A 14,026-nucleotide genomic window follows, 5' to 3' on the forward strand; every position below is an offset into this window, starting at 1 on the left:
AGGTTGCAGGTTGCAGGTTGCAGGTTGCAGGTTGCAGGTTGCAGGTTGCAGGTTGCAGGTTGCAGGTTATTGTATGGTAAAGGCCGCACAGTGCGGCCTTGTTTATATCTTTAATACTCTTTGCATGCTGGACGGCGCCTGCACAGGAAGGCCAGTTCGATCGTAAAGACGCTAAATGTCATCCCTGACCGCTCGGCCCGCGCCTTCCCTGGCGCGGGACGCTTTACTCTTCGATCTGGCCTCCCTGCGCCTTAAGTCCGGCGTCGGCTGTCAGCAGGTGAAGCGATTAATTAAAGCAAAAGCGCGTATCGCGATGTTTTCGTGTTAAGTCTGTTGTTAATTGTCAGCAGGTAAAGCGGTTAATTAACGCAAAAGCGCGTATCGCGCCATTTTCGCCTTAAGTCCGGCGTCGGCCGTCAGCAGGCAAAACGATTAATTAACCCAGGAACGGGTTATCGCGACGTTTTCGTCTTAAGTCCGTTGTTAATTGTCAGCAGGTAAAGCGGTTAATTAACGCAAAAGCGCGTATCGCGCCATTTTCGCCTTAAGTCCGGCGTCGGCCGTCAGCAGGCAAAACGATTAATTAACCCAGGAACGGGTTATCGCGACGTTTTCGTCTTAAGTCCGTTGTTAATTGTCAGCAGGTAAAGCGGTTAATTAACGCAAAAGCGCGTATCGCGCCATTTTCGCCTTAAGTCCGGCGTCGGCCGTCAGCAGGCAAAACGATTAATTAACCCAGGAACGGGTTATCGCGACGTTTTCGTCTTAAGTCCGTTGTTAATTGTCAGCAGGTAAAGCGGTTAATTAACGCAAAAGCGCGTATCGCGCCATTTTCGCCTTAAGTCCGGCGTCGGCCGTCAGCAGGCAAAACAATTAATTAACCCAGGAACGGGTTATCGCGATGCGCAGCCAGGCCTCTCTGTCTTAAGTAGCGGCTGCGNCGTCTTAAGTCCGTTGTTAATTGTCAGCAGGTAAAGCGGTTAATTAACGCAAAAGCGCGTATCGCGCCATTTTCGCCTTAAGTCCGGCGTTGACTGTCAGCAGGCAAAACGATTAATTAACCCTGGAACGGGTTATCGCGACGTTTTCGTCTTAAGTCCGTTGTTAATTGTCAGCAGGTAAAGCGGTTAATTAACGCAAAAGCGCGTATCGCGCCATTTCCGCCTTAAGTCCGGCGTCGGCCGTCAGCAGGCAAAACAATTAATTAACCCAGGAACGGGTTATCGCGATGCGCAGCCAGGCCTCTCTGTCTTAAGTAGCGGCTGCGCCTCACAATAGCGCAGCCGTACCTTGATTAATCGCGGAAGTTTTTAAACTGGAACGGCTGCCCCAGGTTGCCGCCGCGCACCAGTGCGATAGCGCTTTGCAGATCGTCGCGTGATTTACCGTTAACGCGCACTTCTTCGCCCTGAATCTGCGGCTGCACTTTGATTTTGCTGTCTTTAATCAGCTTAACGATTTTTTTCGCCATATCGCTCTCAATGCCCTGCTTCAGCTTGAGATCGAGACTCCAGTTTTTGCCGCTGTGCTCAATCTGATCCGGCACTTCCAGCGCCGCACCCTCAATTCCCCGCTTCAGCAGCTTCTCGCGTAGAATATCGACCAGCTGTTTCACCTGAAAATCAGATTCGGTGGTCACTTTAATGGTCTGCGCTTTTTCATTCAGCTCGATGCTGGCGCTGACGTTGCGAAAATCGAAGCGGGTTGAGAGTTCACGGTTGGCGTTTTCAACGGCGTTACGCACTTCCTGCATGTCGATTTCAGAAACGATATCGAAAGATGGCATTATTTTGTCTCCAGACTCTAAAGTGACATGCATAATACCTGCTTGCGCCGGGCAAAGAAAACAGCCTGTGCGCACAGTGATTATCAATTAACTCGCCGTTAAGGCCTTGAAACTTCGCCTGCGGGAGGAAGCATGAAAATTACGGTACTCGGCTGCGGCGCCCTGGGTCAGCTCTGGCTGACCGCACTTAATCGTCAGGGCCATGAGGTTCAGGGTTGGCTGCGCGTACCGCAGCCCTATTGCTCGGTCAACGTTATCGGCACAAACGGCGTCGCCAGCAATAACACCTTTATCGCCAACGATCCGCTGTTTCTCAGCAGCAGCGATCTGCTGCTGGTCACGCTAAAGGCGTGGCAGGTTTCCGGCGCGGTAAAAAATATTCAGGCGCTGTTGCCGCCCGATTGCCCGATTCTGCTGCTGCACAACGGCATGGGTACGCTGGAAGAGCTGCGCGGAGTCACGCAGCCGCTGCTGCGCGGCATTACTACCCATGCAGCAAAACGTGACAATACGGTAATTGTGCACGTCGCCAGCGGTATTACCCATATTGGCCCCGCTTCGCCCGAAAGCGCGTCGCTGAGCGAGCTGGCGGAGACGCTGCATCAGGCGCTGCCGGACGTGGCCTGGCATAATGATGTCACCGCCGCCTGCTGGCAAAAACTGGCGGTTAACTGTGTAATAAATCCGCTCAGCGTGGTCAACGATTGTCTCAACGGAGCACTGCTCGCCTGGCCTGAGCAGATCGCCCTGCTGTGCGCAGAGGCGGCGGCGGTTATGGAAAGAGAAGGCGTTCACACCAGCGCGCAGCAGCTGCAGGATTATGTGTACTCGGTGATAGCCAATACCGCGCTGAATGTCTCTTCTATGCTACAGGACGTGCGGGCGCAGCGGCGTACTGAGATAGATTATATTACCGGTTACCTGCTGCTGCGGGCGCGGGCGCAAGGCATCGCCACGCCGGAAAACAGCCGTCTGTATGAAATGATCAAGCGAAAGGAGCAAAATTATGAGCGCGAACGTATCGGTGCTGGTCTGCCTGGCACATGGCACTGAAGAGATCGAAGCGGTCACGGCGATCGATCTGCTGGCGCGCGCGGGCATCAGGGTTACTACCGCCAGCGTGAATGGCGATGGCGATCGGCAAATCCTTTGCTCACGCGGCGTCAGGCTGCTGGCGGACAGCAGGCTGGTAGAGGTGGCGGATGGTCATTTTGACGCCATCGTACTGCCAGGCGGCCTGAAAGGCGCGCAGGCTTTTCACGATAGCCCGCTGCTGGTAGAAACGGTGCAGCAGTTCCACCTTTCCGGGCGCATTGTAGCGGCGATCTGCGCTGCGGCGGGTACGGTTCTGGTACCGCACAATCTGTTTCCCGTCGGCAATATGACCGGCTTTCCCGGCCTGAAAGATAAAATTCCTGAAGAAAAGTGGGTGGAGAAACGTGTGGTATGGGATCCGCGCGTTAACCTGCTTACCAGCCAGGGGCCAGGTACGGCGATGGATTTCGCCCTGAAGCTTATCGATCTGCTGGTGGGAAAAGAAAAGGCGCGTGAAGTCGCAGAGCAGCTGGTACTGGCGGCAGGCATTTACGCCTATCAGGACTAATGCAGATAAGCCATTGCTGACGAAATATTGTTCAGCAATGGTCAGTAAATTCTTATTCCTTTTCCCGCTCTGCCAGCGCGCCAGGCCGGCGCCGCTGGATATATACGTGCCCGCCTGAGCCAGGCTACGCTAAAAATTAAGCGATAAAAATTATCGCTACGGCAATAAAAAATAGTCGCCATGTCATATGTCATACCGGCTTCACCGGGTTATCAGCCAGCCCCAGCAACGCATCGCTTACTAATTCCGCTCACCAACGCCTGTTCGCTGCGGCGGAAATATAATATCCACCAACCGTTCCGCTATCATTTTTTATTTTCCGGCGCTTATTAATTAACGGGTAAAAAAGTTACCGTCCAACAACAGAAGTTTATAGTGTAGCGCAACCCGATAAAAAAATAGCAGATTGCGAGGCTGACGATGACGGAAACGGATATATTTAATGCGATAATTGAAAAAGAAGGCGATTATATTAATCTTCCCGCTGATAAAGGCGGAGCCACCCGCTGGGGCATAACGGAACAGGTAGCCAGAGCGCACGGCTACGCTGGCGCAATGGCCGAGCTGCCGCAGGCTACGGCATTAACCATTCTGTATAACGACTACTGGAGCGGCCCCAGGCTGGATCGGCTGGCGCAGGTTTCTCAGGCCATCGCCGTTAAGCTGTGCGATACCGGCGTTAATATGGGGCCGGTGCCAGCGATTAGCTGGCTTCAGCGCTGGTTAAACGCGTTCAGCCAGCAGCAAAAACTTTACGGCCGCCTTATCGCCGATGGCAATATCGGCCCGCTCACGCTTAGCGCGCTGGATATTTTTCTCACTCAGCGCGGCGCAGAAGGCGAACGGGTGATGCTCAAAGCGCTTAACTGCAGCCAGGGCGCACGCTATTTGCAAATAACCGAATCCCGTCCACAAAACCAGGCTTTTATTTATGGCTGGATAAAAGAAAGGGTAACGTTATGAGATTTATTCGCTGGAGCGCCATAATTGCCGTGCTAATTGTGATGCTGTTATTGCAATTTACTATTAATCAGCAGCAGCGTAATAGCCTCAGGCAAAAGGAGCAGGAAAAAATAGCGTTAATGGATCAGCTTATTCAGCAACAACATTTAATTGAAGACCTGCGTCAGTATGAACAACTTAACCGCAGGCTGGCGGCTAAACAATTACAACAGGAAAAAGCCGCCGCTCAGCAACATAACGCGATGCAACGGGAATATCACCATGCGATCAAAACCAGTCCTTGCGCTGCTCAGCCTGTGCCTGATTCTGTTATTAACCTCCTGCGCGCAGCGTCCGCCCAGCGTACCGCTGCTGCGGCTTCCTCCTGAAACGCTATTTCAGCCTTGCGAACAGCCGCTATTTATGGGTAAAAGCTGGGGAGACGCCGTCAGCTACAGCCTGCAGTTGCAGCATAGCTTAAAAATCTGTGCGGGACGCATCGACAGGCTGATTGAATGGCGTCGACAGGCCAGCCTTCTGCCCGGCAGGCTTAACTAATGCTCACCGGGACGAAGGCGGCTACTGCCAGCCTCGCCGGCATCATGCGGATGCGCCAGCCGGGAAAAGATCGCTGTCCGTATCGGTCAGGATAACGGACAGCGCTGTTTCAGGGGCGGTAAACCTTCACGTTCTTAAAGCCCTGCTCGTGCAGATAGAGCGCCTGCAGGCGGCTCATTACGCCGCGCTCGCAGTAGAGCAGCCAGGTTTTACTCTGATCGAGATCGCCAAACTGGGTGCCCAGCTTATAGAATGGCAGCGATTTCACCTCAATGCCTTCTACTTTCAGCGGCTTAACTTCCTGCTCATCCAGCGAGCGAATATCCAGCAGGGCGTCGTTAGCGGAGAAAGAGGCCACGGTCTCTACTTCAGTAACGTTTTCCTGCGTCTGCTCGGCAATGGTGCGGATATCGACATTGGTCGCTTCCTGCACCACGCGATCCAGCACGGCGAAATCGAAGTTTTCCTCTTCCGCCTCAATACGCGCCTTCACCGCCTTTACCGTCGGGCTTTTTGAGATCACGCCGCAATATTCCGGCATGGTGCGGGCAAAATCTTCCGTACCGATCTGGCGGGCGAGATTGATGATGTGTTCTTTATCATGCGAGATCAGCGGACGCAGAATCAGCGTATCTGACGCGTTATCAATCAGACGCAGGTTGGTCAGCGTCTGGCTGGAAACCTGGCCCAGCGCTTCGCCGGTAACCAGCGCCTGCACGCCATAGCGTTCGGCAATCTGCGAGGCGGCGCGCACCATCATTCGCTTCAGCACCACGCCCATCTGGCCGTCGTCCACTTTTTCCAGAATTTCTGCCACTACCGGCTCAAAGTTAATCGCCACGAAGCGCACGCGATGTGAGCGCCCAAAGCGGTTCCACAGGTAGTGGGCCACCTGACGCACGCCGATCTCATGGGCCGCGCCGCCGAGGTTAAAAAAGCAGTAGTGCACGCGGCAGCCGCGACGCATCAACATATAGCTGGAAACGCCGGAGTCGAAACCGCCGGAAATCAGCGACAGCACATCTTCCTGGGTGCCGATAGGGAAACCGCCCAGCCCTTCATAGCGCCCGGTGATCAACAGCAAACGATCGTTTTCAATTTCCAGATTCACCGTTACCTGCGGGTGAGAGAGCTTAACCTGCGCGCTTTCAATATGCTGGTTCAGCCCGCCGCCGACATAGCGTTCCACGTCCTGCGAGCTGAACGGGTGCTGGCCGCGGCGCTTCACGCGCACGCAGAAGGTCTTGCCTTCCAGACGCTCGCGGTTGATCGCCAGCGTCTGCTCAAAGATATCGTGCATATCGGTCCAGCTGCGATCTTCCACCGCCAGCACGTGATGAATGCCGGGAATCCGCGTCAGCTCATCGATAAAGGCCGCGCGCAGGCTATCATCTTTAGAGCGGACTTCAATATGATCCCAGTGACGCACCACCGCCAGCGTTTCGTCCAGATCTTTCAGGACATTACGGATATTGCCGGTAAGAATTTTAATGAAGCGCAAGCGCACCGACTGGCTTTTGATGGTGATTTCAGGAAACAATTTAATGATAAACTTCATGACCGCGCAGCTCTGAGGCAATTAAGTGCTAAAAATGGCGGCACTTAACTGATAAAATCAATGAATTGCAAAGGAACCTGAGCCCTCTGCTTCCGAGGCGCGACAGTATATCACCTTTGCCGGCGAGCTGCCTGTTTTACTGCCATGCTCTATGATTATTTTGCTAATCATTTCCAGTCGGCTACCATGTCCGATTGCTAAAGATAAAAACCTGTGAGCAACCATTACTATGCCAAAAAAAGCCGAACAGCCCATCAGTTTTGAAACATCGTTGCAGCAGCTGGAACAGATCGTCACCCGCCTGGAAAGCGGCGATTTACCGCTGGAAGAGGCGCTGAACGAATTTGAGCGCGGCGTACAGCTGGCAAAAACCGGACAGAAAACCCTGCAGCAGGCGGAACAGCGCGTGCAGATCCTGCTTAGCGATGATAAAGATGCGGCGTTATCGCCCTTTACGCCGGACGCTGAATAATGGATTTTGCTCAACTCCTCGCGCATTATCAGCAGCGGGTGAATGCGGCGCTGTCGCGCTTTATCGATCCGCTGCCCTTTCAGAGTTCTCCTCTGGTCAATGCGATGCAATATGGCGCATTATTAGGCGGTAAACGATTACGCCCGTTTTTAGTCTATGCAGTTGGCGACATGCTGCGCGTTGACGCCGACAGCCTTGATGCTCCCGCCGCCGCCGTTGAATGTATTCACGCTTATTCATTAATCCATGACGATTTGCCCGCTATGGATAATGACAGTTTGCGACGCGGGCAGCCCACCTGCCATATTAAATTCGGCGAGGATACCGCTATCCTCGCAGGCGATGCGTTGCAAACGCTGGCCTTTTCCATTCTTGTCGATGCGCCGATGCAGCAGGTAGAGCCGCGCGATCGCCTTGCGATGATTTCCGAACTGGCGCAGGCCAGCGGCGTCGCCGGCATGTGCGGCGGTCAGGCGCTTGATTTAGCGGCGGAGGGGCGGCAGACCGATTTAACGGCGCTGGAAACCATTCATCGTCACAAGACCGGCGCGCTGATCCGCGCCTCGATACGCCTGGGCGCACTGGCGGCAGGCGCACGCGAAGCGCTGCCGCATCTCGATCGCTATGCCAATGCGATCGGACTGGCTTTTCAGGTACAGGATGACATTCTGGACGTGGTAGGCGATACCGCCATAACCGGCAAGCAGCAGGGAGCCGATCAGCAGCTCGGCAAGAGCACCTATCCGGCGCTAATGGGGCTGGAAAACGCCCGGCGCAAAGCGCACGACCTTTATCAGGAGGCGCTGGACGCACTGGATCGGCTGGCCGCGCTCTCGCTGGATACCAGCACGCTGCGTGCGCTGGCAGGCTTCGTAATCGAACGCGATAAATAACTTCCACGATGAGTCACTGATGAGTTTTGATACTGCAAAATACCCAACGCTGGCGCTTGCCGATACCGTGCAGGCGCTACGCCAGCTGCCTAAAGAGAAACTCCCCGCCCTGTGTGACGAGCTGCGTCAATACCTGCTGGACAGCGTAAGCCGCTCCAGCGGCCATTTCGCTTCCGGCCTCGGCGTGGTTGAGCTGACCGTCGCGCTACATTACGTCTATAACACGCCGTTCGATCATCTGGTATGGGACGTGGGTCACCAGGCCTATCCGCATAAAATTCTGACCGGGCGCCGCGATCGCATTGGTACCATCCGCCAGAAAAATGGCCTGCATCCTTTTCCGTGGCGCGCGGAAAGTGAATTTGACGTGCTGAGCGTCGGCCACTCCTCCACGTCGATCAGCGCGGGCCTTGGCATGGCTGTCGCCGCAGGCAAAGAGGGCAAAGGCCGCCGCACCGCCTGCATTATCGGCGACGGCGCGATCACCGCCGGCATGGCGTTTGAAGCGATGAACCATGCCGGCGATATCAAAGCCGATCTGCTGGTGATCCTTAACGACAACGAAATGTCGATTTCTGAAAACGTCGGCGCGCTCAACAACCGTCTGGCGCAGATCCTCTCCGGGAAAACCTATGCGCGCCTGCGCGAGGGCGGCAAAAAAGTTTTAACCGGCCTGCCGCCGATTAAAGAGCTGGTCAGGCGCACCGAAGAGCACCTGAAAGGCATGGTGGTGCCGGGCACGCTGTTTGAAGAGCTGGGCTTTAACTATATCGGCCCGGTGGACGGGCATGACGTGCTGACGCTGGTGCATACGCTGAGCAACATGCGCGATCTGAAAGGCCCGCAGTTCCTGCATATTATGACCAAAAAGGGCAAAGGCTACGCGCCGGCGGAAAACGATCCTATCGCCTGGCACGCCGTGCCTAAATTCGATCCGGCCAGCGGCGCGCTGCCTAAAAGCGCCGACGGGCTGCCGAGCTACTCTACCATCTTCGGCAACTGGCTGTGTGAAACCGCCGCGGACGACGACAGGCTGATGGCGATCACCCCGGCAATGCGCGAAGGCTCAGGCATGGTCAGCTTTTCGCGCCAGTATCCGGGGCAATATTTCGATGTCGCCATCGCCGAACAGCATGCGGTAACCTTTGCCGCCGGACTGGCGATTGGCGGCTATAAGCCGGTGGTGGCGATCTACTCTACCTTTCTGCAACGCGCCTACGATCAGCTGATTCACGATGTCGCTATTCAGCAGCTGCCGGTACTGTTCGCTATCGATCGCGGCGGCATCGTCGGCGCCGACGGGCAAACGCACCAGGGCGCCTTCGATCTGGCGTTCCTGCGCTGCATCCCTGGCATGGTGATTATGACGCCGAGCGATGAGAACGAATGTCGCCAGATGCTCTATACCGGCTATCACTATCAGCAGGGCCCCAGCGCGGTACGCTATCCGCGCGGCACCGGCACCGGCGCTACGCTGCAGCCGCTCTCTGCCCTGCCGTTAGGCAAAGGCGTGGTAAAACGCAACGGTGAAAAACTGGCGATTCTGAACTTCGGCACCCTGCTGCCGCAGGCTGCCGCCGCCGCGGAAGCGCTGAATGCCACGCTGGTGGATATGCGCTTTGTGAAACCGCTGGATGAAGAGCTGGTGCTGGAGCTGGCCGCCAGCCATGAAGCGCTGGTAACGCTGGAGGAAGGCGCAATTAAAGGCGGCGCGGGCAGCGGGGTTAACGAACTGCTGATGGCGCGCCGCGTGCTGGCGCCGGTACTGAATCTCGGCCTGCCGGATGAGTTTATTCCGCAGGGCACGCAGGATGAGATCCGTCACGACTACCAGCTGGATGCCGAAGGTATTCAGCAGCAGATCGCTGGCTGGCTGGCGCAGTAATTACCCTGCAGCGATAAAAAAAGCTCAGCGGATCTTTCCCTGAGCTTTTCTTTTATCGATAACCATAAACCTTCCACAGGATAGCCGGCAAACGGCATCGAGAGCGAATGGCGGCCTGAACGGCGCCTCAGCGACGCCGTACATTTTCCGGCCTACAGCGGCAGATGCAGGCTGGCGTAATAGAGGATGCCTGCGGCGATGATGCCGGCGATGATATCGTCTACCATAATGCCCATGCCGCCGTGCACGTTACGGTCAAACCAGCGGATCGGCCAGGGCTTCCACATATCGAGCACGCGGAAAATCACGAAGCCGGCCAGCACCCACTGCCAGCTCACCGTTGGAATCGCCATCAGCGTGATCCACATACCGATAAACTCGTCCCAGACGATACTGCCGTGATCGTGAACGCCCATATCCTTTGCGGTGCGGTGACAAAGGTACACGCCGATACAAATGCCGAACATCACCAGCAGCGAGTAGATATCCTGCGGCAAGAAGTTCATCAGCCACCAGAACGGAATCGCCGCCAGCGATCCCATGGTGCCCGGCACGTAAGGGCTCAGGCCGCTGCCAAAACCGGTAGCCAGCAGATGCCAGGGGTTACTCAGCCGCAGGCGGCTTTTCGCCAGATCCTTATCGCGCGTCAAAATGGTCAAATCCTTTCAGTTTCAGCGTTGCCGGCTTGCCATCCTGCAACAGCACCAGGCCTTCCGATTCCGGCCCCAGCTGGCCAATACAGGTCCAGGGCACGCCGAGATTACCCAGCGCCACGTCCAGCGCGCCGCGGTTAATTTCCGGCACGGTAAAGCAGAGCTCATAATCTTCGCCGCCGCTTAACGCCCAGCGCTGCGCCTGCTCCAGCGGAAAATGGTCGCGCAGTACGGCAGAGATCGGCAGCGCATCGAGATTCACGCGCGCGCCGCATTCGCTGGCCTTCAGGATATGACCGAGATCGGAAATCAGCCCATCGGAGAGATCGATCGCCGCGCTGGCCAGGTTACGCAGCGCCTGGCCCTGCAAAATACGCGGCATCGGACGCAGATGACGCTTGATTAGCGCCTCATGAGCTGCCGGATCGGTAATACGCTCGCGATGCTGCAGCAGCGCCAGCCCCGCCGCGCTGTCGCCCAGCGTGCCGGTAACGTAGATCCAGTCGCCAGGGCGCGCTCCGCTGCGCCGCAGCGCCTTTCCGGCAGGCACCAGTCCATGAATGCCCAGCGTCAGGCTGCGCGGACCGCGTGTGGTATCGCCGCCGATCAGCTGCATATCATAGTAGTCCAGCAGTTCGAACAGGCTGTCGCTAAACGCTTTTAGCCACTCTTCGTCTACCTCCGGCAGCGTCAGCGCCAGCGTCAGCCACGCGGGATCGGCGCCCATCGCCGCCAGATCGCTTAAGTTAACCGCCAGTGCTTTATAGCCGAGATCGGCTGGATGGATATCGCGCAGGAAGTGGATGCCTTCCACCAGCGTATCGGTACTGATGGCAAGGGTCTGCTTTTCCGGCACGTTCAATAACGCGCAGTCGTCGCCGATACCCTTTTCCACATCGCGACGTGAGCTTGTCACGCGATTAAAATAACGCGCGATCAGTTCAAATTCGCCACATGACATAATGAAATTCCGCTGAACCTGAAAAGAAAAGGCCGGAGATGCTCCGGCCTCAGAAGATTATTTCTTGTTGGGGCGGATTTGTGGAGCAGCTTTATCCAGTACACCGTTAACAAACTTATGGCTGTCTTCAGCACCGAATACTTTCGCCAGCTCAATACCTTCGTTGATCGCCACTTTATACGGCACATCGCTACGCTTGCTCAGTTCATAGAGAGAAACGCGCAGGATGGCTTTTTCCACCTGGCCCAGCTCTTCCAGCTGGCGCGACAGATAAGGCTTCATCAGACCATCAAGGTACGCGCTGTTGGTCGCAACGCCAGCCAGCAGCTCGCGGAAGTAGTTGATATCAACATCTTTGACATCCTGTTCCGCGAGAAACTGATATTCAATATCAGCAATGTCATTATGGGACAACTGCCAGGAGTAAAGCGCCTGGACAGCACACTCACGGGCGCGGCGACGAGCAGCAGGTTTCACAAAAATCCCCTTACAAAAATCAGGCTTTGATGGCTTTCAATACGTTAATCATTTCGAGCGCGGTCAGTGCGGCTTCCGCACCTTTATTGCCCGCTTTGGTTCCGGCGCGTTCAATCGCCTGCTCGATATTTTCCGTGGTCAGGACGCCAAAGGCGACCGGGATGTCGCTGTTCATAGCGACGCTGGCAAGACCAGAGCTGGCTTCACCGGCAACAAATTCGAAGTGCGCGGTGCCGCCGCGAATGACGGTGCCCAGCGCAATAACGGCATCATGCTTGCCCGCTTTGGCGACGGCGCGCGCCGTTATCGGCAGTTCATAGGCGCCCGGCACCCAGACCACGGTGATGTTTTCATCTTTCACCTGGCCGATGCGTTTTAGCGCATCGATCGCGCCTTCCAGCAGACTGTCGTTAATAAAGTTGTTAAAACGCGCGATAATGATGGCGACTTTCGCTTCCGGCGTGGCAACAGCAGCTTCGATAATTTTCATAGTTTTCCTTTCAGGGTTCTTATTAGCCCCGCAGGGGGGCGGATTCTATCACACTCTTTCGCACTCTGCTTCCGCTTTTCCGCAGGGCGTTAAACCGGGCGGAGTGTCAGACGCAGATCGGGACCGACCTGCGCCACTTCGCTAAAGCTGAAGGCGGGCGCATCATGCAGCCGCTCCAGCCCCGGCAGGGTACAAAGACCGCGCGCGCTGTCGCCTAATAGTTTAGGCGCCAGATAGACGATAAGCTCATCAACTACGCCGGCACGCAGCAGCGCGCCAGCGAGCTGCGCGCCAGCTTCTACCCAAATATGGTTGATTTGCTGTTTGCCCAGCAGCATCATCAGCGCGACCAGATCGATGCGCTGATTAAGCGCCGGAACCTGCAGCTGACGCACGCCGGGCGGCCATGCCTGATTTTCATCGCTCTGCAGGCGGGCCAGCCAGGTTTCTCCCGGCTGCTGCGCCAGACGATGCTGCGGCGTGACCCGGTTGCGGCTGTCGACAATTACCCGTACCGGCTGACGCAGATTTTCTACCGGATAGTCAGCCTGAATATCCGCGCCCAGCTCCTGCCAGCGTACCGTTAATGCCGGATCGTCCGCCAGCACGGTAGCGCTGCTGCTCAGGATTGCCGAGCACTGCGCACGCAGGCGCTGCACATCCTGCCGCGCCTGCGGCGAGGTGATCCACTGGCTTTCACCGCTGGCCATTGCCGTCCGGCCATCCAGCGACGCGCCAAGCTTGAGCTGCACAAACGGAAATCCGGTACGCATACGCTTTAAGAAGCCGCGGTTCAGCGCTTCCGCCTCCGCCATCATCAGGCCATGACTGACCTCAACGCCCGCCTGCTGCAGGCGATACAGCCCGCGCCCCGCCACTTCCGGGTTAGGGTCCTGCATCGCCGCCACTACGCGGCTTACGCCGGCGGCAATCAGCGCATCGCAGCAGGGCGGCGTGCGTCCGTGATGGCTGCACGGCTCCAGCGTGACGTAAGCGGTAGCGCCTTTGGCGCGCTCGCCCGCCATACGCAGCGCATGTACTTCCGCATGCGGCTCACCGGCCCGCTGGTGCCAGCCTTCGCCGACGATCTCCCCATCGCGTACAATGACGCAGCCGACATTAGGGTTAGGGGTGGTAGTAAATTTTCCGCGCCACGCCAGCATCAGCGCACGCGCCATATATTTTTCATCACGCATGGCTTAATCCTGTAAGCGGGCGATCTCTTCGCCGAATTCGCGAATGTCTTCAAAGCTGCGGTAAACCGAGGCAAAGCGGATATAGGCTACTTTATCCAGCTTTTTCAGCTCATCCATCACCAGGTTGCCGATCATTTTACTGGGTATTTCACGTTCGCCGGTAGCGCGCAGCTGCGTTTTGATATGGCTGATAGCATTTTCCACCGCATCCGAGCTGACCGGACGTTTTTCCAGCGCTTTTACCATGCCGCTGCGCAGTTTATCTTCGTTAAAGGGTTCGCGAACATCGTTACTTTTGATGACGCGCGGCATCACCAGTTCCGCCACTTCAAAAGTGGTAAAGCGTTCATGACAGTCCAGGCACTGGCGGCGACGGCGTACCGAAGTACCTTCGCCAACCAGACGGGAATCAATCACTTTGGTATCCACAGCGGAACAAAATGGGCAATGCATGACATATCCTGATGGTTCACAAAATTAAACCTTAGTGTACCCCGAAGCCCATGACAACCAAAGCCTCTGGGGGCTGGCAAGGCATTTTTCTGTGCGACA

At 56.2% G+C, this 14,026-nt stretch carries 16 protein-coding genes; 8 read left to right on the plus strand and 8 right to left on the minus strand.

The features are described from left to right. Nucleotides 1-1,294: 1,294 nt before the first annotated feature. A complete protein-coding gene (locus FKM52_RS13850) occupies nucleotides 1,295-1,786 on the minus strand; it encodes a YajQ family cyclic di-GMP-binding protein (RefSeq protein ID WP_141176765.1) in 492 nt (163 codons plus the stop codon). A gap of 132 nt (nucleotides 1,787-1,918) precedes the next feature. Here FKM52_RS13850 and panE point away from each other — a divergent pair, with 132 nt between their 5' ends. The 5 genes from panE (at nucleotide 1,919) to lysC (ending at nucleotide 4,889) form a co-directional block, all read left to right on the plus strand. Continuing rightward, the gene (gene panE / locus FKM52_RS13855; protein WP_141176766.1) at nucleotides 1,919-2,839 is read left to right on the plus strand and encodes a 2-dehydropantoate 2-reductase; all 921 of its coding nucleotides are present in this window, start codon (nucleotides 1,919-1,921) and stop codon (nucleotides 2,837-2,839) included. After that, a complete protein-coding gene (yajL, locus tag FKM52_RS13860; protein ID WP_141176767.1) occupies nucleotides 2,793-3,389 on the plus strand; it encodes a protein deglycase YajL in 597 nt (198 codons plus the stop codon). The genes panE and yajL overlap by 47 nt, the downstream gene beginning before the upstream one ends. 420 nt (nucleotides 3,390-3,809) lie before the next feature. Beyond that, nucleotides 3,810-4,352: a glycoside hydrolase family 108 protein gene (locus FKM52_RS13865; RefSeq protein ID WP_141176768.1), complete on the plus strand. Its 543-nt coding sequence runs from the start codon at nucleotides 3,810-3,812 to the stop codon at nucleotides 4,350-4,352. After that, nucleotides 4,349-4,720, plus strand: coding sequence for a DUF2570 domain-containing protein (locus tag FKM52_RS13870; RefSeq protein ID WP_141176769.1), 372 nt, complete (start codon nucleotides 4,349-4,351; stop codon nucleotides 4,718-4,720). The genes FKM52_RS13865 and FKM52_RS13870 overlap by 4 nt, the downstream gene beginning before the upstream one ends. Beyond that, nucleotides 4,614-4,889 carry an Rz1-like lysis system protein LysC gene (gene lysC, locus FKM52_RS22240; RefSeq protein ID WP_425462653.1) on the plus strand — a complete coding sequence of 92 codons (276 nt, stop codon included), beginning with the start codon at nucleotides 4,614-4,616 and terminating at the stop codon, nucleotides 4,887-4,889. Before FKM52_RS13870 ends, lysC begins: the two co-directional genes overlap by 107 nt. Before the next feature lie 109 nt (nucleotides 4,890-4,998). Here the strand turns inward: lysC and thiI are convergent, their stop codons facing one another. Beyond that, nucleotides 4,999-6,447 (minus strand): tRNA uracil 4-sulfurtransferase ThiI, encoded by a 1,449-nt coding sequence (gene thiI / locus FKM52_RS13880; protein WP_141176770.1) that lies wholly within the window; start codon nucleotides 6,445-6,447, stop codon nucleotides 4,999-5,001. Between the two features lie 229 nt (nucleotides 6,448-6,676). On the opposite strand from thiI, the gene xseB reads away from it, so the two are divergent. The 3 genes from xseB to dxs are packed head-to-tail and all read left to right on the plus strand — an operon-like array spanning nucleotide 6,677 to nucleotide 9,697. Then, nucleotides 6,677-6,919 carry an exodeoxyribonuclease VII small subunit gene (gene xseB / locus FKM52_RS13885; protein WP_141176771.1) on the plus strand — a complete coding sequence of 81 codons (243 nt, stop codon included), beginning with the start codon at nucleotides 6,677-6,679 and terminating at the stop codon, nucleotides 6,917-6,919. Beyond that, nucleotides 6,919-7,812: a (2E,6E)-farnesyl diphosphate synthase gene (gene ispA, locus FKM52_RS13890; RefSeq protein ID WP_141176772.1), complete on the plus strand. Its 894-nt coding sequence runs from the start codon at nucleotides 6,919-6,921 to the stop codon at nucleotides 7,810-7,812. Before xseB ends, ispA begins: the two co-directional genes overlap by 1 nt. Nucleotides 7,813-7,831: 19 nt before the next feature. Next, the gene (gene dxs, locus FKM52_RS13895; RefSeq protein ID WP_141176773.1) at nucleotides 7,832-9,697 is read left to right on the plus strand and encodes a 1-deoxy-D-xylulose-5-phosphate synthase; all 1,866 of its coding nucleotides are present in this window, start codon (nucleotides 7,832-7,834) and stop codon (nucleotides 9,695-9,697) included. Nucleotides 9,698-9,849: 152 nt separating this feature from the next. On the opposite strand, the gene pgpA is transcribed toward dxs, so the two are convergent. From pgpA to nrdR, 6 genes are all read right to left on the minus strand, one after another. Beyond that, nucleotides 9,850-10,356 carry a phosphatidylglycerophosphatase A gene (gene pgpA / locus FKM52_RS13900; RefSeq protein ID WP_141176774.1) on the minus strand — a complete coding sequence of 169 codons (507 nt, stop codon included), beginning with the start codon at nucleotides 10,354-10,356 and terminating at the stop codon, nucleotides 9,850-9,852. Further along, a complete protein-coding gene (gene thiL, locus FKM52_RS13905; RefSeq protein ID WP_141176775.1) occupies nucleotides 10,334-11,311 on the minus strand; it encodes a thiamine-phosphate kinase in 978 nt (325 codons plus the stop codon). The genes pgpA and thiL overlap by 23 nt, the downstream gene beginning before the upstream one ends. A 57-nt stretch (nucleotides 11,312-11,368) precedes the next feature. Then, nucleotides 11,369-11,788 carry a transcription antitermination factor NusB gene (gene nusB / locus FKM52_RS13910; protein ID WP_038627635.1) on the minus strand — a complete coding sequence of 140 codons (420 nt, stop codon included), beginning with the start codon at nucleotides 11,786-11,788 and terminating at the stop codon, nucleotides 11,369-11,371. A gap of 19 nt (nucleotides 11,789-11,807) precedes the next feature. Continuing rightward, nucleotides 11,808-12,278, minus strand: a complete 471-nt coding sequence (ribH, locus tag FKM52_RS13915; RefSeq protein ID WP_141176776.1) for a 6,7-dimethyl-8-ribityllumazine synthase — start codon at nucleotides 12,276-12,278, stop codon at nucleotides 11,808-11,810. Nucleotides 12,279-12,367: 89 nt separating this feature from the next. Continuing rightward, nucleotides 12,368-13,474, minus strand: coding sequence for a bifunctional diaminohydroxyphosphoribosylaminopyrimidine deaminase/5-amino-6-(5-phosphoribosylamino)uracil reductase RibD (gene ribD / locus FKM52_RS13920; RefSeq protein WP_141176777.1), 1,107 nt, complete (start codon nucleotides 13,472-13,474; stop codon nucleotides 12,368-12,370). 3 nt (nucleotides 13,475-13,477) lie between these two features. Continuing rightward, the gene (gene nrdR / locus FKM52_RS13925) at nucleotides 13,478-13,927 is read right to left on the minus strand and encodes a transcriptional regulator NrdR (RefSeq protein ID WP_038627640.1); all 450 of its coding nucleotides are present in this window, start codon (nucleotides 13,925-13,927) and stop codon (nucleotides 13,478-13,480) included. Nucleotides 13,928-14,026: the final 99 nt, after the last annotated feature.

This window comes from Mixta tenebrionis (assembly GCF_006517625.1).
Classification (GTDB): domain Bacteria; phylum Pseudomonadota; class Gammaproteobacteria; order Enterobacterales; family Enterobacteriaceae; genus Mixta; species Mixta tenebrionis.

Bases quoted from the DNA above. Each gene is read 5' to 3' on its own strand.
- panE (WP_141176766.1), top strand. From the start codon at position 1,919: ATGAAAATTACGGTACTCGGCTGCGGCGCCCTGGGTCAGCTCTGGCTG.
- ribH (WP_141176776.1), bottom strand. From the start codon at position 12,278: ATGAAAATTATCGAAGCTGCTGTTGCCACGCCGGAAGCGAAAGTCGCC.
- xseB (WP_141176771.1), top strand. From the start codon at position 6,677: ATGCCAAAAAAAGCCGAACAGCCCATCAGTTTTGAAACATCGTTGCAG.
- nrdR (WP_038627640.1), bottom strand. From the start codon at position 13,927: ATGCATTGCCCATTTTGTTCCGCTGTGGATACCAAAGTGATTGATTCC.
- FKM52_RS13865 (WP_141176768.1), top strand. From the start codon at position 3,810: ATGACGGAAACGGATATATTTAATGCGATAATTGAAAAAGAAGGCGAT.
- dxs (WP_141176773.1), top strand. From the start codon at position 7,832: ATGAGTTTTGATACTGCAAAATACCCAACGCTGGCGCTTGCCGATACC.
- ispA (WP_141176772.1), top strand. From the start codon at position 6,919: ATGGATTTTGCTCAACTCCTCGCGCATTATCAGCAGCGGGTGAATGCG.
- thiL (WP_141176775.1), bottom strand. From the start codon at position 11,311: ATGTCATGTGGCGAATTTGAACTGATCGCGCGTTATTTTAATCGCGTG.
- FKM52_RS13870 (WP_141176769.1), top strand. From the start codon at position 4,349: ATGAGATTTATTCGCTGGAGCGCCATAATTGCCGTGCTAATTGTGATG.
- ribD (WP_141176777.1), bottom strand. From the start codon at position 13,474: ATGCGTGATGAAAAATATATGGCGCGTGCGCTGATGCTGGCGTGGCGC.
- thiI (WP_141176770.1), bottom strand. From the start codon at position 6,447: ATGAAGTTTATCATTAAATTGTTTCCTGAAATCACCATCAAAAGCCAG.
- lysC (WP_425462653.1), top strand. From the start codon at position 4,614: ATGCGATCAAAACCAGTCCTTGCGCTGCTCAGCCTGTGCCTGATTCTG.
- yajL (WP_141176767.1), top strand. From the start codon at position 2,793: ATGAGCGCGAACGTATCGGTGCTGGTCTGCCTGGCACATGGCACTGAA.
- FKM52_RS13850 (WP_141176765.1), bottom strand. From the start codon at position 1,786: ATGCCATCTTTCGATATCGTTTCTGAAATCGACATGCAGGAAGTGCGT.